Raw genomic sequence first — 23,790 nt, forward strand, 5'->3', positions numbered from 1 at the left:
GTCGGTATACGTGTGGCATATGGAGGCTGGATCAAGATGCACAAGGTTGTGATGGGGATCGCGCTGGCATGGCCTGTGGCGGCGCAAGCGGATGAGGTGGTGATTGCAGCGCTTGGCGATAGCCTGACGCAGGGCTACGGGCTGGTTGCCGAGCAGGGGTTCGTGCCGCAACTGCAGGCCTGGCTCGACGGGCAGGGGGCCGAGGTGCGCCTGATCAACGCGGGCGTCTCTGGTGATACCACTGCGGGCGGGCTGAGCCGGGTGGCCTGGACGCTGACGCCGGAGGTGGACGCAATGATCGTGGCGCTGGGGGCGAATGATCTGCTGCGCGGGATCGATCCTGCGGTCAGCCGCGCCAATCTCGATGGTATTTTACAGGCTGCGGATGCAGCACAGGTCGATGTGTTGCTTTTGGGTATGGAAGCACCGGGGAATTTCGGGCCGGAATACAAGGCGGAATTTGACGCTATGTATCCGGACCTCGCGCGCGATTACGATACGCTTTTCGCGGCGCGTTTCTTTGACGGATTGGCGGCAGAGGGAAGCGACCTGGCCTCCGTGCGCGATGATATGCAGCCCGACGGTATTCATCCGAATGCGGAGGGCGTCGCCAAGATCGTTGCAGCCCTTGGGCCGGAAGTACTGAAATTGATTGCAAGGGCAGAGGAGTAAGCCGCGATGCCGGGACGCTTCTTTCTTACGTCGCCGATCGCGGATGTGGCCCGCGCCCTGGATCAGGATGTGCGCCCGGTTGCGGATGAACCTGTCCGGCATAACGTGTCCCCGGGTCAGGACATTGTGACCCTGACGCAGAAGGGATTGCGACGCATGCGCTGGGGCATTGTCCCGGTGGGTCGGGTCGATGCACGCGGGCGTCCGGTGATGCAGACCCTGATCAACGCCCGCAGCGAAACGGTATTTGAAAAAGTCACTTTTCGCGGCACGGGCCGGGCGGTGGTCCCTCTGGACGGATGGTACGAATGGACCGGCGAGAAGCGCCGCAAAACCCCATGGGCCATCACGCCAAAGTCGGGTGGGTTCCTGTTTTTCGCCGCGATCACCGACCGCTGGCAGGGACCGGGCGGCGTTGAGGTGGATCAGGTGGCGACCCTGACCTGCGCGCCCTCTGCGGATGTAGTGGACATTCATCACCGCATGGGCGTGATTTTGGAAAAAGAAGACATCGGGACCTGGCTGACCGGGTCACAGGATGCGGTGAAGCCCCTGTTCAGACCCTGGCCTGCCGGTCGTCTGCGGGTCGATGAAGCTGTCGGTGTGGATTGGAGTGGAGCCTGAGCCCACAAAAAACGGGCACCAGAGCGCCCGTTTGCATAAGTCATGAGGGGTGTGATCAGGCCAGAGCGAGGTTTCCCGCACTCTCGCGACCATCCCGGCCGGCTTCAACGTCGAATGTGACTTTCTGGTTGTCGGCGAGACCTGTCAGGCCTGCGCGTTCCACCGCAGAGATATGCACAAAGATGTCTTTGCCGCCACCGTCAGGGGCGATAAAGCCGTAGCCTTTGGTTGTGTTAAACCATTTCACGGTGCCTGTGGCCATTCCCGTGTCTCCTATAAAATGCTGCCCGCGGAATGCGGCAACCTGGCTCGGTCGAAAGCAGATCGAATGACTGGCCGGAAGGAGCTAGTGGTCGATAGTTCGTCGCGTCGCGGTATCGATATTGAAGCAGGTGCCCCCAAAATCAAGTCAATTTCTGATGACAGCGGCGCACACGATTGCATCGGCAACTTCCCGCCAGCCGTGTATTGCCCGGCTTTTGTGCAGGGCAGTATTTTGTGCGGGCGGAATTAAATTTTACCAGTTGATAAAAAAATGATTCCGTGAGAGCGTTTTATCAAATGACAAGCCAGAATGGGGAAAACCATGTCCAGCGATACATTTACACCCGGAATTGTGCCCGGACGACTGGATGACGCGGCCTATGCCGAGCAGTTTTCCGATCTGCACCCGCCCCTTGATCCGCATGAGGCGCTGGTGGCCGCGGACCGCTGCTATTTCTGCCACGACGCGCCTTGTATCACGGCCTGTCCCACGGACATCGATATCCCACTGTTCATCCGTCAGATTGCGACAGGCACCCCGGATGCGGCGGCCAAGACGATTCTGAGCCAGAACATCATGGGCGGGATGTGCGCCCGGGTCTGCCCGACCGAACAGCTCTGCGAAGAGGCCTGTGTGCGCGAGCTTGCCGAGGGCAAACCGGTGTTGATCGGACAGTTGCAGCGCTATGCGACCGATCATTTGCAGGATCAGGGCATTCACCCTTTCTCCCGAGCCGCGGCGACCGGTAAAACGGTTGCCGTGGTGGGGGCGGGGCCCGCAGGGCTCAGCTGCGCACACCGCTTGGCGATGTTGGGCCATGATGTCGTAGTCTATGACGCCCGGCCCAAGGCCGGCGGGCTCAACGAATACGGGATCGCGACCTACAAAACGGTTGAGGGCTTTGCGCAGGCTGAGGTGGACTGGCTGTTGCAGATCGGCGGTATTCGCATCGAATATGGCAAGGCACTGGGCCGCGAAGAGACGCTCGAGAGCCTGCGCAGCGGGTATGACGCGGTGTTCCTCGGCATGGGCCTAGGCGGCGTGAATGCATTGGGGGCCGAGGGGGCGGAAAAAGAGGGCGTGGTGAACGCCGTCGATTTCATCGCCGAATTGCGTCAGGCCGAGGATGTTGCACGGGTGCCCGTGGGGCGCGACGTGGTGGTCATCGGCGGCGGTATGACGGCGATTGATGCCGCCGTGCAGGCCAAGCTGCTGGGCGCGCTGAATGTGACGCTGGTCTATCGGCGCGCGCGTGACCGGATGAATGCCAGCGTGTTTGAACAGGATCTGGCCGCCAGTAAAGGGGTGCGGATCGTCACCCATGCGGTGCCCACGGCGGTCATCGGCAATGGTGCGGTGCGGGAGATTGAATTTGACTACGTGGACGACGCGATGATGCCGACGGGGCAGTCATTGAGGCTGGCTGCGGATCAGGTGTTTCGGGCCATTGGCCAGACGCTGGTGGGTGACGGATTGCCAGCGCTGGACGGGCGCAAGATCCAGGTGGATGCGGCTGGTCGGACATCGGTTGAAGGCGTTTGGGCGGGGGGTGATTGTGCCGCTGGAGGCGATGATCTGACGGTCATAGCGGTCGCCGAAGGACGTGATGCGGCGATGGACATTCACGCGACACTGACAGGAGCGGCGGGCTGAACCCCGCTCTACGAAAGGAAGGCATATGGCTGATCTGACAAGCGAATTCGTAGGCATCAAGAGCCCAAATCCGTTCTGGTTGGCCTCCGCGCCGCCGACGGACAAGGAATACAACGTGCGCCGCGCCTTCGAGGCGGGGTGGGGCGGTGTGGTCTGGAAGACGCTCGGGCTGGACCCGCATGTGGTCAATGTGAACGGGCCGCGATACGGCGCGATTTACGGCGCCGACCGGCGGCTTTTGGGGCTCAACAACATTGAGCTGATCACCGACCGACCGCTGCAGACCAACCTTGATGAGATCAAGGTTGTGAAGCGCGACTATCCGGATCGGGCGATGATTGTGTCACTCATGGTGCCTTGCGAAGAGGAGCCTTGGAAATTCATCCTGCCGCTCGTGGAAGACACTGGCGCGGATGGGGTGGAGCTGAACTTCGGCTGCCCGCATGGGATGTCGGAGCGCGGCATGGGGTCTGCTGTTGGGCAAGTGCCGGAATACATCGAGATGGTAACGCGGTGGGTCAAGGCCAACACGCGGATGCCAGTGATCGTGAAGCTGACACCCAACATCACCGATATACGCAAACCCGCCGAGGCGGCGATGAAGGGTGGGGCCGATGCGGTCTCGCTGATCAACACGATCAACTCGATCACGTCGGTTGATCTGGACCTCTTTGCGCCGGAGCCGACGATTGACGGCAAGGGCGCGCATGGTGGCTATTGTGGGCCTGCGGTGAAACCCATTGCGCTGAACATGGTGGCAGAAATCGCACGTGACCCCGCGCTGGGACAGATCCCAATCTCAGGTATCGGCGGGATCACCACCTGGCGCGATGCGGCGGAGTTCATGGCGCTTGGGGCTGGCAATGTGCAGGTCTGCACCGCGGCCATGACCTATGGGTTCAAGATCGTGCAGGAGATGATCAGCGGATTGTCCGATTACATGGACAGCAAGGGTCTGAGTTCAGTCGATGAGATCGTCGGCCGCGCCGTGCCTAATGTCACGGACTGGCAGCATCTAAACCTGAATTACATCGCCAAGGCGAAGATCAATCAGGACCTTTGTATTTCCTGCGGGCGTTGTTTTGCGGCCTGCGAGGACACCTCGCATCAGGCAATCGCAATGTCCGAAGACCGGACATTTACCGTTATCGACGAGGAATGCGTCGCCTGTAACCTCTGCGTTAACGTTTGCCCGGTCGAGGCGTGCATCACGATGGAGGCCATGGCGCCTGGGCTGGTCGACCCACGCACCGGCAAGGTGGTGGAGCCTGACTATGCAAACTGGACCACGCATCCCAACAATCCCGCGGCCAAAGCCGCGGAATAGGCTCAGCCATCATCGCGTTTGAGAATGGGCGCGGTGGGCAGCGGATCAGGCATGGCCTGAGCGCGTTCTTCGGCGCGTCGCATCGCTGCCTCGGCGGCACGTTCTGCCATGCGGTCGGCCTCACGGGCGGCTTGCAACTCCTTGGATTCCGCTTTTAGTTCAGCCTGTTGGGCCAAGTATTCAGCGGTTGGTCCTGACTGGGCCTGCGCGTCGACAACCGATTTTGGCGCTGCCTCTACAGGCAGCATGGCGACGCGACCACGCTTGAGGAGGGCTGCAATCTGCGCGCCCCCTGTGCCGGTTCCATTGCCCGCGCCCTGACCGGAATGATCAGATGTCATATTGGTGGATCCGCCGGATTTTGCGTCAGAAACGGGTTTGCTGACGGCGAGGCCGGCGTCTTGCCCCTCTTGCGTGGCCGGCACGGGCTGGGGCGCATAGGGGCTGATCAGGGATATTGCACTCATGGTTCGCTCCGATCTTTAACGTCATCTGAAGCCGCCACCCGTAACTATTAATGCGAAATGAATATTAACGAGGCTTTAACACCCGCGCCAAATTTTGTTTTTGGTTAATAAGTGTTTAAGGGCGCAGCAATCTGGTGAACATCGCCTCAAGATATTGCGCGGCACCCTCGTGACCATTGGGGTCATCCCGCAGCAAAACCTGCACCTGTGCTGCAAAATCGGCGTAGTGCTGGGTTGTTGCCCAGATCGAGAAGATCAGGTGGCGCGGGTCCACGGTGGTTAAGAATCCCTGATCCATCCAGGATTGGATGACAGCGCATTTTTCTTCGAACAGCGGCTGCAAACCGGATTGCAGATGCGGGGCCATACGCGGCGCACCCTGCAGGATTTCCCCGGCAAAAAGACGGCTCTCACGCGGCAGATCGCGCGCCATGTCGAGCTTGCGCTGCACATAGCTGAGGATTTCCTGCAAAGGGTCGCCATCGGGGTCGAGCGTCACCAAGGGTTCCAGCCAGGTTTCCATCAGTTGATTGAGCAGGGTGACATGGATCTCTTCCTTGCCATCGAAATAGTAGAGAATATTCGGCTTGCTCAGCCCCGCAGCCTCGGCAATCTGGTCCAGCGTCGCGCCGCGATAGCCATGCATGGAGAAGACATCGAGTGCGGCATCAAGGATCCGCCGCCGATTGCGTTGCTGGATGCGGCTGGGTTTCTTGTCGGCGCCGTCAGGCAAGGGCGGTATCTCCGGAAAGGGGCTGCTGCAAAAACTGGCATTTTGGAATGTGAAGATACACTCCCACGGGAAACCCGCAAAAGGAAGTCTTGACTTGGCATACCCTAATCGCAATCGTGTCTTTACCAAATGGTAAAAATTACCATCGGTCAAAAAAAGCACCGCCAGGAAGGACCCCAGCCATGCCCGCGCCCGGACAGAACCTGAAGATCAATCCAGACAGGCTCTGGGACAGCCTGATGGAGATGGCAAAGATCGGGCCCGGTGTGGCAGGTGGCAACAACCGCCAGACGCTGACGGATGAGGATGGCGAAGGGCGCGCGCTGTTTCAAAGCTGGTGCGAGGCGGCGGGCTGTGCGATGGGGCTCGACCAGATGGGCAACATGTTTGCGTGGCGTGACGGTGCAGACCCCAATGCGCTCCCCGTTTACGTGGGCAGCCATCTCGATACACAGCCCACGGGCGGCAAATATGATGGCGTTCTGGGGGTGCTTGGCGGGCTGGAGATCATCCGTACGCTGAACGATCTGAACGTGCAGACCAAGCATCCGATTGTGGTCACGAATTTCACCAATGAGGAGGGCACGCGCTATGCCCCCGCGATGCTGTCGTCGGGTGTTTTTGCGGGCATTCACACGCAGGACTGGGCCTATGACCGCGTCGACGCGGAAGGCAAAAAATTCGGCGATGAGCTCAAGCGCATCGGATGGCGCGGTGAAGAAGAAGTGGGTGCCCGCAAGATGCACGCATTCTTCGAGCTGCACATCGAGCAGGGGCCTATTCTGGAAGCGGAAGGCAAGGATATCGGTGTGGTCACCCACGGGCAGGGGCTGTCCTGGACTGAAGTGACGATCACCGGCAAAGACAGTCACACTGGCTCGACCCCGATGCCGATGCGCAAGAATGCGGGCCTTGGCATGGCGCGGGTCTTGGAAAAGGTGGACGAGATTGCCTGGTCGCATAAACCCCACGCGGTGGGGGCTGCGGGGCATATCGATGTCTACCCGAATTCGCGCAACGTGATCCCGGGCAAGGTGGTTTTTACCGTCGATTTCCGGTCCCCCGATCTGAGCGTGATCGAGGATATGGAGGCGCGGCTGCGGGTCGAGGGTCAGAAGATCGCGGACGACATGGGTCTGGAGATTGGCTTCGAAAAAGTAGGTGGCTTTGATCCGGTCGCCTTTGACGAGGGTTGCGTCGTAGCGGTACGCTCGGCGGCGGAGCGCTTGGGCTACACCCATAGGGACCTGATCTCCGGCGCCGGACATGATGCCTGCTGGATCAACCGCGTGGCGCCCACGGCGATGGTGATGTGTCCCTGCGTGGACGGACTGAGCCACAATGAAGCGGAGGAAATCTCCAAGGATTGGGCCATGGCGGGAACCGATGTGCTACTGCATGCGGTGGTCGAAACGGCGGAGATCGTGGGGTGATTGCGCCTGATATGACAGTGCGGGATCGCATTTCCGCGCTGATTGACGCAGAGCTGCAAGAGGCTGAAGCTGGCAGTAACGAGATGTTGCGCAAGACTGCGCATGCCATGCGTGCCGTCCTTTGTACCCCGCGAGAGACACAAGTGAATTTCTCCGGCGGGCTTGTGCAGCGGTGTTGGAGTGTGACGCGGGGCGATGGGGATTATAGGGTGATCTACATGCCGGTTGCGGGATATTTCGCGCTCTGCGTGGAGAGTGATTTCGGACCGTTGGACATTGGGGTGCATGGGTCTGCTTTGGGATGTTTCGGGTCTGTCTGAGAGCCGAACACTGGCGTATTCAGGGCCAAGAGAACTGGTCCGCTGATATGGGAGAGACAAGATGAGCAAGGTGATCAAGGGCGGCATGGTTTGCACGGCGGATCGCACGTGGAAAGCGGATGTGCTGATCGAAGGCGAGACCATCAGCCAGATCGGAGAGGATCTGAAGGGCGATGACTACATTGATGCGGAAGGGGCCTATGTCATCCCCGGCGGGATCGACCCGCACACGCATCTGGAAATGCCCTTCATGGGCACCACGGCAGCGGAGACCTTCGAGAGCGGCACTTGGGCCGCAGCGGCGGGGGGCACCACGATGGTGGTGGATTTCTGCCTGCCGGGCGAGGATGGCTCGATCAAGAATGCGATCAACGAGTGGCACCGCAAATCAGCCCCACAGATCTGCTCGGACGTGGGCTATCACATGGCGATCACCGGTTGGGATGAGAACGTCTTTAACGAGATGAAAGACGCGGTCGACATGGGGGTGAACTCCTTCAAGCACTTCATGGCCTACAAGGGCGCGCTGATGATCGAGGATGATGAGATGTTCGCCTCTTTCAAGCGCTGTGCAGAGCTGGGCGCGCTGCCGATGGTACATGCGGAGAACGGCGATCTGGTGGCCGAGATGCAGCAAAAATATTTCGAGCAGGGGATCACCGGGCCGGAAGGCCATGCCTATTCGCGCCCGCCGGAGTTTGAGGGTGAAGCGGCCAATCGGGCGATCACCATTGCCGACGCGGCTGGCGTGCCTTTGTACATCGTGCACGTCTCCTGCGAGCAGGCGCATGAAGCGATCCGGCGCGCGCGGCAGAAGGGCATGCGGGTGTACGGCGAGCCGCTCATTCAGTTCCTGACGCTCGATGAATCCGAGTATTTCAACAAGGATTGGGACCACGCGGCGCGGCGGGTGATGTCGCCACCGTTCCGCTCGAAGGATCATCAGGACAGTCTTTGGGCGGGCTTGCAGGCGGGATCATTGCAAGTGGTGGCCACCGATCACGCGGCGTTCAATACCGAACAAAAACGTGCCGGTCGCGATGATTTCCGGATCATTCCCAACGGCTCGAACGGGCTGGAGGAGCGGCTCGCCGTGCTCTGGACCGAAGGGGTCGAGACGGGGCGGTTGACGCCAAACGAGTTTGTCGCAACGACCTCGACCAATGTGGCGAAGATCCTGAACATCTATCCGCGCAAGGGGGCAATCGTTGAAGGGGCGGATGCGGATATCGTGGTGTGGGATCCGAAAATCACCAAAACCATTTCGACTTCGAACCACCATTCTGTTTTGGATTACAACGTCTTCGAAGGTTTCGAAGTGAAGGCACAGAGCCGGTATACGCTGAACCGGGGTGAGGTGATCTGGGCCTGGGGGCAGAATTCGCAGCCCAATCCGGGCCGGGGGCGTTTCATCCCGCGGCCCGCATTTTCCTCCGCATCGCAGGCGTTGAGCAAGTGGAAAGCGCTGACTGCGCCGAAGATGATAAAGCGCGACCCGATGAATATTCCGGCGGGGATCTGAGTTTTGATGCAGGACGCCGCATTGCGACTGCCGGATGAGGGTGAAAGGCGCAGCGTGATTTCTGCCCGCCATCTGGATTTGACATTTCAGACCAATGACGGGCCGGTGCATGCGCTGAAAGACGTGTCGCTGGAGATCGAAAAAGGCGAATTTGTCAGCTTCATCGGGCCGTCTGGCTGTGGGAAAACAACGTTCTTGCGCTGCATGGCTGATCTGGAACATCCAACGGGCGGGGAGATCACCGTCAATGGGATCAGCCCGGCAGAGGCGCGGGCCTCGCGGGCCTATGGCTATGTATTCCAGGCGGCGGGGCTTTATCCCTGGCGGACGATTGCGGGCAACATCCGGTTGCCGCTGGAGATCATGGGGTATTCCAAAACCGATCAGAACGCGCGGGTGTCCCGTGTTCTTGATCTGGTGGAATTATCGGGGTTTGAGAATAAATTCCCCTGGCAACTCTCCGGCGGGATGCAGCAGCGCGCCTCGATTGCCCGCGCGCTGGCCTTTGATGCGGATATTCTGCTGATGGATGAACCCTTCGGCGCGCTGGATGAGATCGTGCGGGATCACCTGAATGAACAGCTCTTGAAGCTCTGGGAACGGACCGAGAAGACCATCGCCTTTGTCACCCATTCGATCCCGGAGGCGGTCTATCTGAGCACCAAGATCGTGGTGATGTCGCCGCGGCCCGGGCGGATCACAGATGTGATCGATAGCCCGCTGCCGAAAGAACGCCCCTTGGATATCCGCGACACACCTGAATTTCTGGAGGTGGCGCATCGGGTCAGGGAAGGTCTGCGGGCCGGGCATCTGGATGAGTGAACGGCAGGCATTTTGTGAGCGGCCCTCCGGGGGGGATATTTTGGGCCAGAAGAAGCGGGAGAGGTGCGCATGAGGCAGAGTGTCGTGCCGGTCCTGACGGTTGTCTGTGGCATTTTCCTGGTGTGGTATGTGGCTGCGATCTGGCTGAATGCGCCCTGGGCTTATGACAAGGCGACGCGCACCGGTGATGTGCTGACGACGCAGACCCTGATTGCCGATACCTGGTCCCAGGAGAAGCCGAAGTTGCCCGCGCCGCATCAGGTGGGCGCCGAGATCTGGGAGACGACGGTCGAGAAGAAGATCACCTCAAAGCGGTCGCTGATTTATCATTCCTGGGTGACGCTCTCGGCAACCTTGCTGGGCTTTGGGCTGGGCACCGGGCTTGGGATCGCGCTGGCGGTTGGGATCGTCTACAACCGCACGATGGATATGTCGGTGATGCCCTGGGTCATTGCAAGTCAGACCATTCCCATCCTCGCGATTGCGCCGATGATCATCGTGGTGCTGAATGCGGTTGGGATTTCCGGGCTGCTGCCGAAAGCGATGATTTCGATGTATCTGTCGTTCTTTCCGGTGGTCGTGGGCATGGTGAAAGGGCTGCGCAGCCCGGATGCGATGCAACTGGACCAGATGCGCACGTGGAATGCCAGCGCCAGCCAGATGTTCTGGCGGCTGCGCTTGCCCTCGTCGATGCCCTATCTCTTTACCTCACTGAAGATTGCGATGGCGGCGTCGCTGGTGGGGGCCATTGTTGGTGAATTGCCCACGGGTGCTGTTGCCGGTCTTGGCGCGCGCTTGTTGGCAGGCAGTTACTACGGTCAAACGATACAGATCTGGTCTGCGCTGATCATGGCGGCGGTGCTGGCGGCGGCCTTGGTGGCCTTGATCGGGCTGGCGCAGCGCGTGACCCTGAAACGGATGGGCATGGCATGATCTGGCTGGTCTTTGCATTTGGCATTTGGGCGCTGGGCTGGTGGGTCAACACGCGATTGGCAGCATTGCCGCGGACGCGCGCCACGGGGCTTGCGATCCCCGTGATCTTTGGTCTGACGCTGATCGCGATTTGGGAAGGGGTCGTGCGCGGGTTGGAGATCAGCCCGGTGCTGTTGCCCGCACCCTCGATGATCGCTGCTCGGTTTGCGGCCTCGACTGGCATCCTCTGGGAAGATTTTGTGCAAACGGTGATCAAGGGAGCGCTCAGCGGCTATGTATTGGGCTGCGGCGCGGCCTTTCTGATCGCCATTCTGGTGGACCGCTTCGATTTCCTGCGCCGGGGGCTTTTGCCGGTGGGCAATTTTGTCGCGGCGCTGCCGGTGATCGGGATGGCGCCCATTCTGGTCATGTGGTTCGGCTTTGACTGGCAATCCAAGGCCGCCGTGGTTGTGGTGATGGTATTTTTTCCGATGCTGGTGAACACGGTGCAGGGGCTATCGGACAGCTCGGCCATGCAACGCGACCTGATGCGCACCTATGCCGCGGGCTACTGGGCGACGCTCCTGAAGCTGCGCTTGCCTGCGGCGATGCCCTTCATCTTCAACGGGCTGAAAATCGCGAGCACATTGGCGCTGATCGGTGCCATCGTTGCTGAGTTTTTCGGCTCTCCCATCCGCGGGATGGGCTTTCGGATTTCCACATCGGTGGGACAGCTTGCGCTTGATCTGGTCTGGGCGGAAATTGTTGTTGCAGCGGTGGTGGGATCGGCGTTCTACGGGCTCGTGGCGCTGATCGAACGGACGGTGACTTTCTGGCACCCGTCCCAACGAAACCAATAAAATGACCAAACAAGGAGAGTATCATGGAAACGATGAAAACACTGGCGGCCGGTGTCGCCGTTGGGATGTGGGGGATGGCTGCGCAAGCGGCAGATGAGGTGACGTTGCAGCTCAAATGGGTCACGCAGGCGCAGTTTGCGGGCTACTATGTCGCCTTGGACAAAGGGTTTTACGAGGAAGAAGACCTGGACGTCACCATCAAACCCGGCGGGCCGGACATCGCGCCGACACAGGTGCTTGCCGGGGGCGGTGCCGATGTGACCGTGGAGTGGATGCCCGCGGCGCTGGCCGCGCGCGAGAAGGGGCTGGGCATGGTCAATATCGCGCAGCCGTTCAAGTCCTCGGGCATGATGCTGACCTGCCGCAAGGATGCAGGCGTGACCAGCACGGATGATTTCGCCGGCAAAACGCTGGGCGTGTGGTTCTTTGGCAATGAGTTCCCGTTCCTCAGCTGGATGAGCAAGCTGGACATCCCCACCGATGGGTCCGACAGTGGCGTGACCGTTCTGAAACAGGGGTTCAATGTGGATCCGCTGTTGCAGGGGCAGGCGGCCTGTGTGTCGACCATGACCTACAACGAATACTGGCAGGTGATTGATGCGGGCCTGAGCCCGGATGACCTGACTGTCTTCAAATATGAAGAGCAGGGTGTGGCGACGCTGGAAGACGGGCTCTATGCGCTGGAAGAAAACCTGGCGGATCCGGGGTTTGAGGACAAGATGGTGCGTTTCGTGCGGGCCTCGATGAAAGGCTGGAAATATGCTGAGGAAAACCCGGATGAGGCGGCGGAGATCGTGCTGGAAAACGATGCCAGCGGCGCACAAACCGAAGAGCATCAAAAGCGTATGATGGGCGAGATCGCCAAATTGACGGCGGGCAGCAATGGCGCTCTGGATCCGGCGGACTATGAACGCACCGTCGCATCGCTGCTGTCGGGCGGGTCGGATCCGGTGATCACAAAGGCACCGGAAGGGGCATGGACACATGCGGTTACCGACAAAGCTTTGAACTAAAGCGTTTCGGGAAACCCTGAGACACCACTCCTATTTTCGCGCTTGAGAAGAAAGCGAAAGGGGAGGCACAGGTGATCCGTGTATCTCCCGAAACGCGATAGGCGGGCTGTCAGCCAATTGTTGCTAAAGGCCGGTGGTTGCATCGGCCTTTTTCAGCGCGTGTCTCTGGACTTTCCACGCATCGGCCCCATGTCTTGACCGTAGCCTAGGGAGTAGTTGGAACGATGAGCAATATGGAAAGTCTGGAAAGCCAGTTGACAGAAAAAGAGCGTCAGGCGCGCGTGAACGCTCAGGCGCTGTCATCGATAGAAGCGGAGAACACCAAACGCGAAGCGGGTGGCTATGCCGTGATGGCGGCGGCGCTCGGCTATGGCGAGGGTGCGTTGGGCGACGGCCGTTTTGGCAAGTTGAGCCACGCGGCTAAGCTGTTCTGCATCCTCTTTGCCATGCTGGTCCCAAGTCTGCTGGTCTGGCACGTTCTGCTCTGACCGGAACAACCACGTTTCACGAGCGCGTGGCGCAGAAAAAAACCGGCCCACTTGGAGCCGGTTTTTCTATGTATTTTTGAAAGTCGCTTATGCGAGGGCGATGTTGGTCGCACTTTCACGGCCGTCGCGGCCTGCTTCGATGTCGAAGGTCACTTTCTGGTTGTCGGCCAGACCTGTCAGGCCTGCGCGCTCAACAGCGGAAATGTGAACGAAAACGTCCTTGCTGCCGCCGTCTGGTGCGATGAAGCCGAAGCCTTTTGTGGTGTTGAACCATTTCACGGTGCCTGTGGCCATATCCGTGGTCTCCTATATAGATGCTATCCGCGTCGTTGCGATAGCCTGGCGTGGTCGGTCTGGATCGAAGACTGACCGTCCGTAAGAGACAGCAGGTCGAAAAAGAAAAACGTATGCGAAGCGGCATATGACAGATGACCGCCCTTCTGACAAGGAAAAGCTTCAACCGGAACGAGCGGTTTTCCGCAGATTTCGCTGTGGGTTCCGGTGCTTCCATGCGGCCGGACATGTCTCGGACGGCCTCGGGTCTATGCGCAATGCGTCCGGGAATACTGCTGCGCCGGGTGTGATATCTGGCGCCAGATTGCAGCCGATGCGATGATGCAGGCGGATATGCTAATGCCGGTCAGCGCGTAGAGATTTAACGCGGTGAGAATGCCGACATCAAAGACAATTGTCGCGCAAATAAACGCAACAAATCCGCAAATTCCGCCGAACAAGGTCGAAACGATAGCCATTTCACTTTCCTCCTCAGCCCCATTGGAACGTGTTTCCAGTACCGTTCGAACGGAAGGTAGAATTATGGCGGCTGCGGGGTCATTATGTGTGTTCAAACGCAGGTGGCAGGGCGGCCAAAGCGCAGGGGTAGCAGCGATATATTGAGCGCCAACAAGCGGTCGGTTGGTGAGATCAGGGGGTCACCGTGAGGCGGATAACCGTCCGCGGGTCCGGGCCGTTCAGCTTGATCACACCAATCTCGCCATATTCCTGCGGCGCCTCCCCGGGTGCCGTTAACTCCGCCCAGATGGTGCGCAGATTGCCCTTGTTGCCTACCCATACCACGGTGCCGTTCGGGTGGTCCCGGGTCATCCTGCTGCCAGCGTATTCCTTGGGAATGATGTTGACAGGCAGACCTGTGGCTGTGGAAAGTGGCTCCGCAGTTTCAAGATTGCGCGCAATGTCAGGGCTGTAGATCGCATCGATCTGATAGTCTGCAAGGGCGGCGGGCAGGTTTTGCGCCCGTGCGCGCCCCCGATCATTGAGCGCATCCCCAATGCGGTCCGCGTGGCGCAGCATGATCACGGTTGTCTGCGCGGAAGGGGCGATTCCCCTGGCAACGCAACCGGCAAGCGGCGCGGCGATCAACAGCGGCAAGATGGCGCGACGGGTGAACATAACATCTTTGTCTCGCTGCCGACGTTTAAAATCAAGCAAATCCATGCTTGTCGAAGCGTTTGCTCTCATCGGGGAAGATCAAAAAACAGCAAAAAACGCGAAAAAGTTAAACAAGTGTGAACCGCTTCACATACCGGACCCCGCTATTGGTGTTGAATGAGGTTGTGAGCCGGGGTGATTTTACCTCCTCGGAAGTGGAGTAACGATTATGACTTATGTAACAGATTTTTATGAAGACCGCCGGGATATTGCCCCGGAAATCTCCCCGGTTCCGCGCACCTCTTCCTGGCGCGCAATCGGGCGCAGCCCAGTCAGCCGTCGTCCAGGCCCGAAATGTCCCTCCAAGTGGCGTTTCACCGACTGGGCTGCCCTTTAGCTCCGGCAACGCGGTTTTCTCCCCCCGCGTTGCCTCTTCCCTCTTCGGGCCGGTCTAGTACCGGCCCGTTTTTTTTCGGCATGCTGGTGCAGACAGCTGTGGGGGCTGGCAGCCTGCCTGAGGTCAAGCGCTATTCAGAATCGATGCGATTTCATCCTTGATCCGCATCCGTTGCTTGCGCAGCTCAGCCTCATTCAGGGAATCTGTCGGTTCCAGATTGGTCTCCGCGCGATGCACGGCGCGGTTGGCCTCGTGATAGGCGTCTGCCAGCTTTCGGAAGTGCGCATCGCTCTCGCGCAGGGCGTGGATGCGATCAGCATGCTCCGGAAAATCTGCGCTGAGCTCATGGGGGGTGTGGGACATTTCAGGCTCCTTACGTGATGTCGAACAGACGGTGGCATGGCCCCTTTGCAGCGGCATTGATGTGGGTCAAAACGGGCAATCGGATTGATAATTTCACCAGTTTTCCGGGCACGTTCCGGTAGGCGCACCTTCGACGATCCAGTCCGCACCACGGCGCGGGATGTTGCAAGAAAACGCATCGGTCCATGCATAACCGCTCTGGCGTCGACTGCGCGGAGGTGTCAGGACTGCGGTGGTCAGGCGAAGGAGTGACATGTGGCAGAGAGTGTCGTGATGACCGGGGTGGTGATGGGGCTGATTGCAACGGTGGCGATGGACCTGTGGGCGCTTGTGTTGAAGCATCTCGCAGGGCAGCCGACGCCCAATTGGAGCATGGTTGGGCGCTGGGTGGCGCATATGCGGAACGGCCACTTTGCCCATAACGATATCGCAGCGGCACCCCCTGTGGCGGGCGAATTGGCCCTCGGCTGGGTCTTTCACTACGCCGTTGGGCTGGTTTACGGCGTGGCGCTGGCGGTGATCATGGGTGCGGGCTGGCTTGCGGCGCCTACGTTTCTGCCAGCTTGGATTTTCGCGGTGCTGACCGTGGGGTTCGGCTGGTTCGTGCTGCACCCGGGGCTGGGTCTGGGCTGGGCGGCATCGAAAACACCGAACCCTTGGAAAGCGCGGGCGCTGAGCCTGATCGCGCATTCCGTCTTTGGGATCGGCCTCTGGGCGGGCGCATTCATTTATTAGTTGCCCGGCACGCGCAGGGGGCTTTGCGTCGCGATGCGTGCTTCCCTGTATTAAGCTTTGGGAAAATGCTAGGCTGGAAAGGTCAGCCAAACAGGCGTCGCAGGCAAACGGCGCCCGACCAAAAGGTGCAGAGATGAGTTTGCAGGACGGCCTCGGCGTATTGGCCGCGCTGGTTTTGATCGCCGCGTTTTATTGCCAGTCACAGAGACGACTGCGCCTTATGGCGTTGCTCTCCAGCGGGCTGTTTCTAGGGTACGCGGCGCTGCTGGGGTCCGTGCCGTTGCTGATCCTCGGCGGTCTTTTAGCCGGGATCAACCTGGTGCGCCTGAGAGGGATGCGCGTCGGTCGTGCCCCGACCCGCGCGACGTGGCAAATGGACCATGACGTGCAGGACCGCGTGCGCGATATTCAGGCCGTGTCCCGGTACAGCTCCGCCGGGATCGAGTTCTAACGCGGCCTCAGGCGTCGCGCGTGACCTCGTAGACCCAGGCGATGTAGTCGGCGTTGGCCCCGTCGATGTTCACGCGGAGGATCGGCGGCACGTCATAGGGATGCAGCGCGCGGATGGCGTCTTCGACCTGTTGGGCCAGCGCGGCGCGGGTTTTCAGCAGGAGTGGGTGTTCTTCTTCGTGTTCCAGTTTGCCCTGCCAGGTGTAGCTGCTCTGCACGGGGGCATAGCGGTTGGAGCAGGCGACGAGGCGCTGCTCGATCAGTGCGGCGCTGATGGTGTCGGCGGTTGCGATATCGGGGCAGTTCACGAGGATGTCTATGATTTGCATGGCTTACGTTAAGCAGCAGCACCATATGTCTTCAACGGCGTTTCGGTCATCCTGCGGAAACGCCCCGCGTTTTCGCCGCCCCCGACCGCCCCCCTGGGCGGGGGCGACTGCGTCTCCCCCGGGGCTGCCGCCCTCTCCGGCCTCAAACTGTCCACTGGACAGTTTGCAAGACGGCCTCCGACCCGCGGCCGGTTCATTTTAATCTCCGTCTGAAGGATTTTCAGTTAGCCAGTCGATGTATTCTTGTGCTGCTTCTTTTTGATCGCTTGAACCTGCGATCGCTGAAATCATGAATGCTTGGCGTAGTGAGTGGTAATCCCTGAACGTAATTTGTGCATGCTCTGGCTCTTTTAGATACACGTTTCTCTTTTCTTTGAAGAGATAAAACAATTCATCATTTATTTGAGGGGAGGCAAGCTTGGTGGCGAAAGCCTTTCGTCGATCTCCGCTACTTTTACCAGGAAAAGAGCCTAGTTGAGCTTCAAACGCGGTCCATAACAATATGAAACGCAAATCAATTTGTTGGTTCTCTGCGACAGCCAAGTCAAACAAGCGAATTGCAGTTGTTGTAACGGCCAATCCTGAGTGGGCAAAAGTGTCACCAGATAGCTTTGAAAACTGGAAAACGCTCGTTTCGGGAAAAGAGCCGTAGACAGGGCTCGTCTGCGTAATAGCCCAGCTACCTTTTTCTAGGGTATAAAGCGACTTATTGTGGCGCTGTTCGCAAAAGGACTCGCCAAAAAACAATCGGAGCATATTTACGCTGAACATGATAGTTTCGCTTGCCCTCTGCTCATCAAAATCGACATCGATTGGGCAAGCTAAAGCCAAGTAGTGCCCCTTCATTGGTGCCTGGGTATCAAAAGAGTGTAGCCTCCTTTCCTTCTTCACACTGACAATCCTGCAATCGAACTCAGATACAGGTGTAGCGTCTTCCACAATTTCCAATGTAAAAATGGGAGTTGGTTGTATGTGTCGCAGAACCCAGTGAATGACATTCACAGGCTCCTCAAAAACCGTAGTGGTGTACCGCTCAACCAAAACCGATTTACAGTTTTTTGGAAGTTGCTCCATTATCGGTTGGGGCATGTTCATTCGCACAGTTGGCTAACGAACAAATTTTTTGTGCTTCAGCCGCTTCGGCTCCAGTGCGTCCGCGCCCAACCGCCGCTTTTTATCCTCTTCGTAATCCTCGAAATTGCCTTCGAACCATTCCACATGGGCCTCGCCCTCAAACGCGAGGATGTGCGTGCAGATCCTATCGAGGAAAAACCGGTCGTGCGAAATGACCACGGCGCAGCCGGCGAAATCGACCAACGCGTCTTCCAGCGCGCGGAGGGTTTCGACGTCCAGGTCGTTGGTGGGCTCGTCAAGGAGCAGCACGTTGCCGCCCGATTTCAGCAGGCGCGCCATGTGTACGCGGTTGCGTTCGCCGCCTGAGAGCAGGCCTACCTTCTTCTGCTGGTCGCCGCCCTTGAAGTTGAAGGACGAACAATAGGCGCGGGAATTGACCTCCGCGTCGCCCAATTGGATCAGTTCGGCTCCGCCGGTGATCGCCTCCCAGACATTATCGTCTGCGTTCAGATCATCGCGCGACTGGTCCACATAAGACAGATCCACCGTGTCGCCGTATTCGATGGTGCCTGCATCGGGGTCCAGCTGGCCGGTGAGCATTTTGAAGAGCGTCGATTTACCCGCCCCGTTGGGGCCGATCACGCCGACGATGCCGCCGGGGGGCAGGGAGAAGTCCAGCCCTTCGACCAGTTGCTTGTCGCCCATGTGTTTGGCGAGCCCCGTGACCTCGATGACCTTGGAGCCCAGACGCGGGCCGTTGGGGATGACGATCTGGGCGCGGGAGAGTTTTTCACGCTCGGAGGTCTCCGCCATCTCGTTGTAGGCGTTGATCCGGGCCTTGGATTTGGCCTGGCGGGCCTTGGCACCCTGCCGCATCCATTCCAACTCCCTTTCAAGGGTCTTCTGGCGGGACTTGTCCTCGCGGGCTTCCTGCTCCAGCCGTTTGGCTTTCTGTTCCAGCCAGCTGGAATAATTGCCTTCGTAGGGGATGCCCTTGCCGCGGTCCAATTCAAGGATCCAGCCGGTGATGTCATCGAGGAAATAACGGTCGTGGGTGACGATCAGGATCGTGCCCTTGTAGTCAATGAGGTGCTGTTGCAGCCAGGCGATGGTTTCCGCGTCAAGGTGGTTGGTCGGCTCGTCGAGCAGCAACATATCGGGCGCTTCGAGCAGCAGTTTGCACAAGGCAACGCGGCGGGCCTCCCCACCGGAGAGGGTCTTGATGTCGGCGTCGTCGGGCGGGCAGCGCAGCGCCTCCATAGAGACGTCGATCTGGCTGTCGAGATCCCAGAGGTTGTCCGCGTCGATCTCATCCTGCAGCTTGGCCATCTCATCCGCGGTCTCGTCGGAATAGTTCATCGCCAGCTCGTTGTAGCGATCCAGAATGGCCTTTTTATCCGCCACGGCGAGCATCACGTTTTCGCGCACGGTCAGGTTTTCGTCGAGCTTGGGCTCCTGCGGCAGATAGCCGACGGTCGCGCCTTCGGCATGCCAGGCCTCGCCCTGAAATTCCGTGTCGAGCCCGGCCATGATTTTCATCAGCGTGGATTTACCCGCGCCGTTCACCCCCACAACGCCGATCTTCACGCCCGGCAAGAAGTTCAGGTGGATGTTTTCGAAGCACTTCTTACCGCCGGGGTAGGTCTTGGAAACACCGGACATGTGGTAGACGTATTGATAGGCGGCCATTTGGAGCTCCGAAGTTTGCTGTGCAGGTTGTTGCGAGGAGTGATAGCGAAGCGGGTTCGGCGGGGCAATGCGCGATGCGCAGCGCGGAATGTCTTACGGGCCTTTTGAGGGTGCTGCGCAACCGCAGCAAGAGATGGATCATATGAAAGAGTCGCGCCCGAAGATCGAGGGCGCGCAAGTTTCGCCGTGCCTTCCAGTTTCGGACTTGAGCGAGGCAGACCGCTTGCTCACCGCTTTCGGGCAATGAGTTCGAAGTGACTTCGCTCCGCCCTTGACATTTGGCCGGGTGCGCCCGTTTCTGGGCAGCCAGTGACATCAGGACGAAAGGGCGCATGGTGCGCAACGGTTTTCCCATAGCGCGCCCGGGCGAGGTCATCGGCCTTTTGGGCGGATCTTTTGATCCGGCGCATGGTGGCCATGTGCATATCTCTCGCGAAGCGCTGAAACGCTTTGGGCTCACGCGGTTGTGGTGGCTGGTCAGCCCCGGCAATCCCATCAAGAAACACGGGCCTGCGCCTCTCGCACAACGCATGGCGCGCGCACGCGCGATCATGCAGGACCCACGCGTCCGGGTGACAGACATCGAGGCGCATCTCGGAACCCGATACACAGCTCAGACGCTGGCTGCACTGCAGGCCCTATATCCCGGAGTGCGGTTTGTCTGGTTGATGGGCGCGGACAATCTGGCGCAGCTGCATCATTGGCAGAATTGGCGGCAGATCATGCGATCGGTGCCCGTCGGTGTCCTGGCACGTCCGGGTGACCGGATCTCCGCGCGGATGAGCCCGGCGGCGAAACTCTTTGCGTCTTCCCGGATTGCCGGACGCGCATCCACCTTGCTGGGTCGTGCGGAGGCCCCGGCATGGTGTTTCGTCAATGTCCCGATGGTGTCGCATTCGTCTTCGGCGATCCGGGCTGCGGGGGGATGGCAGGCGTAAGCCTGCCACTACACGAGATTTTCAGAATTCGGCGCTATGCTTTCGGTTGTTTCGTTTTCCGGGCTGAGGTTTACTTTCCGTTATGACGCGTTTTTCTTCTTCCAAATCCTCTCGCCGCGCTTTTCTTGGGGGGGTGCTGGCAACCGTTGCAACGCCGCTTCTGGCGGGGGCGCCGGCGGTTTCATTGCGCCCGAAAATGCGCGCGGCAACTCTCGGCCAACCCACTGCCGTCAATACGCTGCTGCGCGACTCCCGCGTCACCGGCGACATTGTATTTGCCGTGGCGGATGCCACGACCGGCGATCTACTGGAGGCGCGCAATGAGGCCATGGGCATCGCCCCGGCCAGTGTGACCAAGGCGATCACGGCGCTTTATGCGCTGGACACGTTTGGCCCAACGCATCGATTTACAACAATCGTCGTCGCGGTCGGTGAAATCACCGATGGTGTGTTGAACGGTGATCTGGTTTTGGTGGGGGGATGCGATCCGACCCTCGATACCAAGGCTCTGGCGGAACTGGCAAAGCAGCTGAAAGAAGCGGGCCTGCGCGAAGTGCACGGCAAATTCATGGTTTTCGAAAATGCGCTGAAACCTTTGCGGACCATCGATCCGGACCAGCCGGACCACCTGGGGTATAGTCCCGCGGTTTCTGGCATCGCGTTGAACTACAACCGGGTGCATTTTGAGTGGAAGCGCGGCGCGGGCGATTACACGGTCACAATGGATGCGCGCGCTGCCCCCTACCGGCCCGATGTGACCATGGCGCGCATACAGATCGTTGAACGATCGACGCCTGTTTATACTTATGAGGACACCGGTGCCGTGGATAAATGGACCGTGGCCAAGGGGGCCTTGGGCAAAGAGGGGTCGCGCTGGCTGCCGGTGCGTCATCCGGGCCTTTATGCGGGCGATGTCTTTGCCACGCTGGTGCGATCGCATGGCATCGTGCTGAAAGCGCCGGAGCTTGTGGAGGAGATGCCTGATGGCACCACGGTTGCTTCGGTCAAAAGTCCGCCGCTGCGGGATATTCTGAGGGGCATGCTGAAATACTCCAACAATCTGACGGCAGAGATGGTCGGCCTGGCCGCCACCCGGCAGCGTGCGACCCGTGCGCCGCGGCTGGCAGCCTCCGCGCGGCAGATGAACCTTTGGGCGATGGAGGTTTTGGGCATGTCGAACCCGGCTTTCGTGGATCATTCCGGGCTCGGTGGGGCCAGCCGGGTCAGCGCGCAGGACATGGTGCGCGCCCTGTCCGCCGTACACCGGAACGCCGTGCTGCGCCCGCTGCTGAAACCGGTACACCTTCTGGACAAAGATGGCCGGTTGACCAATGACCATCCGGTAAAGGCGGATGCCAAAACCGGCACGCTGAATTTTGTGTCGGGTCTGGCGGGATACATCACCACGCCCGAAGGTCGGGATTTGGTTTTTGCGATTTTTTGTGCGGACGAGGACATTCGGGCAACGATCACCCGCGCCAATCGCGAAAGGCCCAAGGGTGCGCGGCCTTGGGCTACGCGCGCTCGGCGCCTGCAGCGGCAATTGCTGGCAAGATGGGGAAGCGCCTACGGGGTGTGACGGCAGCATGTCGCCCCGACCCGCGTTGCGCGTTCAAAAGGTCTCAGCCGATGGGGTCGGGCTCGGTAGGGCGTTTGCCTTTTGACTTCGGCGAGCCGCCCTTTGGTGTGACATGCACGTTGCTTTTGTGTTTGCCCACGAAGGCGATGAAATTCCGTGTGCATTCCCATTGCGGGCCGCGCTCTTTCCAGTAAATCACGTTGGCCTGATTTCCCGGGTTTTCGAATTTGCCAAAGACGATCGTCTGATCTTTGGTGTCGTTGTACATCGTCCACCATTTGCGATGCGCCAGGACAATATCGGCAGCATCGAATTTCTTGATCACGGATGCGTCAAAGCCGCTGCCGAGGGTATGCTCCGCTAAAACGGCGCGCAGGACCTCGGCTGTGCCGCCGCCGGCATTGTTGCCCACCCATTGTTCGAGGATTTGCTTGTCCTGATCGAAGGCTTGCTGCAATTGCTGGGCTGCGCGCTGCTGTTTTTCCAGCTCTGCCTCCTGAGCGATCCGTGATTTGATCGCTTTGAGTTCAAGGTCATAGCTGGAGAGCGCTGTGTTTTTGTTTTTGGTCTGCACCCCTTTTTGGGTTTTGCTGATGTCGGGTTTGGCGAGTTGATTTTCGGCCTGATCGACGGTTTTCAGCAACTGGACCAACCGCTTGATCTCATCATCGAGAACGGCTTCTTCGCGGATGCCGCTTTTCAGCAGATCGTCGCGCAATTGACTCATGAACGCCGCGTTGCTCAGCGCTTTTTCGATCTCATTGGGCAGGCGCAGCATCGCATTTACCCAGTCGTCCAGCCAGGCTTTGCATTCCCCCAGATCGCCAATGTCTTGCGCGGTATCGAGGATGTCGCTGCGTTCGTCCTCTGTCATGTTCAGTTTTTTCGCGATTTCTTTCAGGTAAGCCGCAAGCGCGGGGCGATCTGAGGCAAACCGCTGAACGATCGGGTTGCCCATCGCATTGGCGGCATGTTGCAGATGCCACAAATGTGCAACCGCAGGGCTGTTTGTCGCGATTTCCGACCGCTGGACAGACCCGATGCGGTTCAGGGTTCCTTGGGAGGGTCGGGTTTGACGCTGTTGCGTCTGTTGCCTGAGCACACGGGGCACGAAGACATCTCCTGATGGCGATGCCCTTCAGAGTGCACACCAGCCATGCTTTGCGCAATGAAAAGCTGCGGCCTGCCGCTTGGCGATCAGGTCAGGTGTCGCGCCCGCGCGCCGCGCTCAATCGCCGCTGCGTGTAACCGGTCGAGGTTCAACTCATACCGGATTTCTTCGAGCAGGCGCAGTTCCGCTTCATCCAGCGTGCCGTCCGCGGCAGCAACGTCACAGGCGAGCGCATAGGCCGTTTCGAACAGCCGCTCGGGCAGGCTTTCGCGGATGAGGCCAAAGAGCGCATCCAGCCCGTCTTCCTGTTCAAAAAGATCAAAAACGGTCTGGCTGATCACGCCAAGCCGGTCCTCGTCATAGCCGCCAAAGATGGGCAACATCTGTACAGCGGCCTGAATCTTCACAAGTTCGGCCGTGCGGATGTCCTCGTCCGAGGCGGAAACCGCGATCATCAGGGCCACAAGGCAGTCTTGTGCGGAAAAAGCTTGGGCGGGATCATCGGGCACGGGGTTGGTTCTTTCGCTATGTTCAATCGGGCCAGATTATTGACGGCAATGCTGCAACGCAATAGGGACGGGCGAAACCCGGCGCATGGGGCGCGGGTATCCCAGTTTCAGGTGAG

General features: G+C 59.4%; 27 protein-coding genes. 16 read left to right on the forward strand and 11 right to left on the reverse strand.

Annotation, left to right across the window (positions count from 1 at the left end; translation table 11 throughout):
• Window positions 1–36: 36 nt before the first annotated feature.
• Both Q1A20_RS14745 and Q1A20_RS14750 read left to right on the forward strand, forming a co-directional pair.
• Window positions 37–672, forward strand: a complete 636-nt coding sequence (locus Q1A20_RS14745; RefSeq protein WP_299917316.1) for an arylesterase — start codon at window positions 37–39, stop codon at window positions 670–672.
• A gap of 6 nt (window positions 673–678) precedes the next feature.
• Window positions 679–1,296 carry an SOS response-associated peptidase gene (locus tag Q1A20_RS14750; protein ID WP_299402188.1) on the forward strand — a complete coding sequence of 206 codons (618 nt, stop codon included), beginning with the start codon at window positions 679–681 and terminating at the stop codon, window positions 1,294–1,296.
• Window positions 1,297–1,351: 55 nt separating this feature from the next.
• On the opposite strand, the gene Q1A20_RS14755 is transcribed toward Q1A20_RS14750, so the two are convergent.
• Window positions 1,352–1,558, reverse strand: a complete 207-nt coding sequence (locus Q1A20_RS14755) for a cold-shock protein (RefSeq protein ID WP_159977586.1) — start codon at window positions 1,556–1,558, stop codon at window positions 1,352–1,354.
• Between the two features lie 324 nt (window positions 1,559–1,882).
• Here Q1A20_RS14755 and Q1A20_RS14760 point away from each other — a divergent pair, with 324 nt between their 5' ends.
• Window positions 1,883–3,214: an NAD(P)-dependent oxidoreductase gene (locus Q1A20_RS14760; RefSeq protein WP_299917319.1), complete on the forward strand. Its 1,332-nt coding sequence runs from the start codon at window positions 1,883–1,885 to the stop codon at window positions 3,212–3,214.
• A 25-nt stretch (window positions 3,215–3,239) separates the two neighbouring features.
• Window positions 3,240–4,541, forward strand: coding sequence for an NAD-dependent dihydropyrimidine dehydrogenase subunit PreA (preA, locus tag Q1A20_RS14765; RefSeq protein WP_299917322.1), 1,302 nt, complete (start codon window positions 3,240–3,242; stop codon window positions 4,539–4,541).
• A gap of 2 nt (window positions 4,542–4,543) precedes the next feature.
• Here preA and Q1A20_RS14770 read toward each other — a convergent pair whose 3' ends face one another.
• Both Q1A20_RS14770 and Q1A20_RS14775 read right to left on the reverse strand, forming a co-directional pair.
• The gene (locus tag Q1A20_RS14770; RefSeq protein ID WP_299503386.1) at window positions 4,544–5,008 is read right to left on the reverse strand and encodes a hypothetical protein; all 465 of its coding nucleotides are present in this window, start codon (window positions 5,006–5,008) and stop codon (window positions 4,544–4,546) included.
• 115 nt (window positions 5,009–5,123) lie between these two features.
• On the reverse strand, window positions 5,124–5,741 hold the full coding sequence (locus Q1A20_RS14775) for a TetR family transcriptional regulator C-terminal domain-containing protein (protein ID WP_299917324.1): 618 nt from the start codon (window positions 5,739–5,741) through the stop codon (window positions 5,124–5,126).
• A 182-nt stretch (window positions 5,742–5,923) separates the two neighbouring features.
• Here Q1A20_RS14775 and Q1A20_RS14780 point away from each other — a divergent pair, with 182 nt between their 5' ends.
• The 8 genes from Q1A20_RS14780 (at window position 5,924) to Q1A20_RS14815 (ending at window position 13,111) form a co-directional block, all read left to right on the forward strand.
• The gene (locus Q1A20_RS14780; RefSeq protein WP_299402195.1) at window positions 5,924–7,174 is read left to right on the forward strand and encodes a Zn-dependent hydrolase; all 1,251 of its coding nucleotides are present in this window, start codon (window positions 5,924–5,926) and stop codon (window positions 7,172–7,174) included.
• Window positions 7,171–7,494 (forward strand): hypothetical protein, encoded by a 324-nt coding sequence (locus Q1A20_RS14785; RefSeq protein WP_299917327.1) that lies wholly within the window; start codon window positions 7,171–7,173, stop codon window positions 7,492–7,494. Before Q1A20_RS14780 ends, Q1A20_RS14785 begins: the two co-directional genes overlap by 4 nt.
• 61 nt (window positions 7,495–7,555) lie before the next feature.
• Window positions 7,556–9,016: a dihydropyrimidinase gene (hydA, locus tag Q1A20_RS14790; RefSeq protein WP_299402198.1), complete on the forward strand. Its 1,461-nt coding sequence runs from the start codon at window positions 7,556–7,558 to the stop codon at window positions 9,014–9,016.
• Between the two features lie 6 nt (window positions 9,017–9,022).
• The gene (locus Q1A20_RS14795; protein ID WP_298969515.1) at window positions 9,023–9,838 is read left to right on the forward strand and encodes an ABC transporter ATP-binding protein; all 816 of its coding nucleotides are present in this window, start codon (window positions 9,023–9,025) and stop codon (window positions 9,836–9,838) included.
• A gap of 69 nt (window positions 9,839–9,907) precedes the next feature.
• Complete coding sequence (locus tag Q1A20_RS14800; protein WP_299402199.1) at window positions 9,908–10,771, forward strand: ABC transporter permease; 864 nt, start codon at window positions 9,908–9,910, stop codon at window positions 10,769–10,771.
• Entirely contained in the window at window positions 10,768–11,610 is an 843-nt protein-coding gene (locus tag Q1A20_RS14805) for an ABC transporter permease (RefSeq protein WP_299402200.1), read from the forward strand. Before Q1A20_RS14800 ends, Q1A20_RS14805 begins: the two co-directional genes overlap by 4 nt.
• A 32-nt stretch (window positions 11,611–11,642) precedes the next feature.
• On the forward strand, window positions 11,643–12,623 hold the full coding sequence (locus Q1A20_RS14810) for an ABC transporter substrate-binding protein (RefSeq protein WP_299917373.1): 981 nt from the start codon (window positions 11,643–11,645) through the stop codon (window positions 12,621–12,623).
• Window positions 12,624–12,847: 224 nt separating this feature from the next.
• Window positions 12,848–13,111, forward strand: coding sequence for a hypothetical protein (locus Q1A20_RS14815; RefSeq protein ID WP_299917330.1), 264 nt, complete (start codon window positions 12,848–12,850; stop codon window positions 13,109–13,111).
• A gap of 87 nt (window positions 13,112–13,198) precedes the next feature.
• On the opposite strand, the gene Q1A20_RS14820 is transcribed toward Q1A20_RS14815, so the two are convergent.
• The 3 genes from Q1A20_RS14820 to Q1A20_RS14830 all read right to left on the reverse strand — a co-directional run bounded on the left by Q1A20_RS14820 (window position 13,199) and on the right by Q1A20_RS14830 (window position 15,260).
• Entirely contained in the window at window positions 13,199–13,405 is a 207-nt protein-coding gene (locus Q1A20_RS14820) for a cold-shock protein (protein WP_007117950.1), read from the reverse strand.
• A gap of 630 nt (window positions 13,406–14,035) precedes the next feature.
• Window positions 14,036–14,521: a histidine phosphatase family protein gene (locus Q1A20_RS14825; RefSeq protein WP_299917333.1), complete on the reverse strand. Its 486-nt coding sequence runs from the start codon at window positions 14,519–14,521 to the stop codon at window positions 14,036–14,038.
• Between the two features lie 499 nt (window positions 14,522–15,020).
• The gene (locus Q1A20_RS14830; RefSeq protein WP_299402206.1) at window positions 15,021–15,260 is read right to left on the reverse strand and encodes a DUF465 domain-containing protein; all 240 of its coding nucleotides are present in this window, start codon (window positions 15,258–15,260) and stop codon (window positions 15,021–15,023) included.
• A gap of 255 nt (window positions 15,261–15,515) precedes the next feature.
• On the opposite strand from Q1A20_RS14830, the gene Q1A20_RS14835 reads away from it, so the two are divergent.
• On the forward strand, window positions 15,516–15,995 hold the full coding sequence (locus Q1A20_RS14835) for a DUF2938 domain-containing protein (protein WP_299917335.1): 480 nt from the start codon (window positions 15,516–15,518) through the stop codon (window positions 15,993–15,995).
• A gap of 133 nt (window positions 15,996–16,128) precedes the next feature.
• Window positions 16,129–16,446: a YgjV family protein gene (locus Q1A20_RS14840; RefSeq protein ID WP_299917337.1), complete on the forward strand. Its 318-nt coding sequence runs from the start codon at window positions 16,129–16,131 to the stop codon at window positions 16,444–16,446.
• A gap of 7 nt (window positions 16,447–16,453) precedes the next feature.
• Here Q1A20_RS14840 and cutA read toward each other — a convergent pair whose 3' ends face one another.
• The 3 genes from cutA to ettA all read right to left on the reverse strand — a co-directional run bounded on the left by cutA (window position 16,454) and on the right by ettA (window position 19,537).
• Window positions 16,454–16,774, reverse strand: a complete 321-nt coding sequence (gene cutA, locus Q1A20_RS14845) for a divalent-cation tolerance protein CutA (protein ID WP_299737851.1) — start codon at window positions 16,772–16,774, stop codon at window positions 16,454–16,456.
• 198 nt (window positions 16,775–16,972) lie between these two features.
• A complete protein-coding gene (locus Q1A20_RS14850; RefSeq protein WP_299917339.1) occupies window positions 16,973–17,863 on the reverse strand; it encodes a hypothetical protein in 891 nt (296 codons plus the stop codon).
• A gap of 18 nt (window positions 17,864–17,881) precedes the next feature.
• A complete protein-coding gene (gene ettA, locus Q1A20_RS14855; RefSeq protein ID WP_299402214.1) occupies window positions 17,882–19,537 on the reverse strand; it encodes an energy-dependent translational throttle protein EttA in 1,656 nt (551 codons plus the stop codon).
• A gap of 335 nt (window positions 19,538–19,872) precedes the next feature.
• Between ettA and Q1A20_RS14860 the strand changes: the two genes are divergently transcribed.
• Together Q1A20_RS14860 and dacB are read left to right on the forward strand one after the other, a co-directional pair.
• Window positions 19,873–20,475, forward strand: a complete 603-nt coding sequence (locus Q1A20_RS14860; protein WP_298969590.1) for a nicotinate-nucleotide adenylyltransferase — start codon at window positions 19,873–19,875, stop codon at window positions 20,473–20,475.
• An 82-nt stretch (window positions 20,476–20,557) separates the two neighbouring features.
• Window positions 20,558–22,054, forward strand: coding sequence for a D-alanyl-D-alanine carboxypeptidase/D-alanyl-D-alanine-endopeptidase (gene dacB / locus Q1A20_RS14865; RefSeq protein ID WP_299917341.1), 1,497 nt, complete (start codon window positions 20,558–20,560; stop codon window positions 22,052–22,054).
• 43 nt (window positions 22,055–22,097) lie between these two features.
• On the opposite strand, the gene Q1A20_RS14870 is transcribed toward dacB, so the two are convergent.
• On the reverse strand, window positions 22,098–23,165 hold the full coding sequence (locus tag Q1A20_RS14870; RefSeq protein WP_299917342.1) for a hypothetical protein: 1,068 nt from the start codon (window positions 23,163–23,165) through the stop codon (window positions 22,098–22,100).
• Window positions 23,166–23,251: 86 nt separating this feature from the next.
• Window positions 23,252–23,620, reverse strand: coding sequence for a tellurite resistance TerB family protein (locus Q1A20_RS14875; protein ID WP_298969591.1), 369 nt, complete (start codon window positions 23,618–23,620; stop codon window positions 23,252–23,254).
• Between the last annotated feature and the right edge of the window lie 170 nt (window positions 23,621–23,790).

This window comes from uncultured Roseobacter sp. (genome assembly GCF_947501835.1).
Taxonomy (GTDB): Bacteria; Pseudomonadota; Alphaproteobacteria; order Rhodobacterales; family Rhodobacteraceae; genus Roseobacter.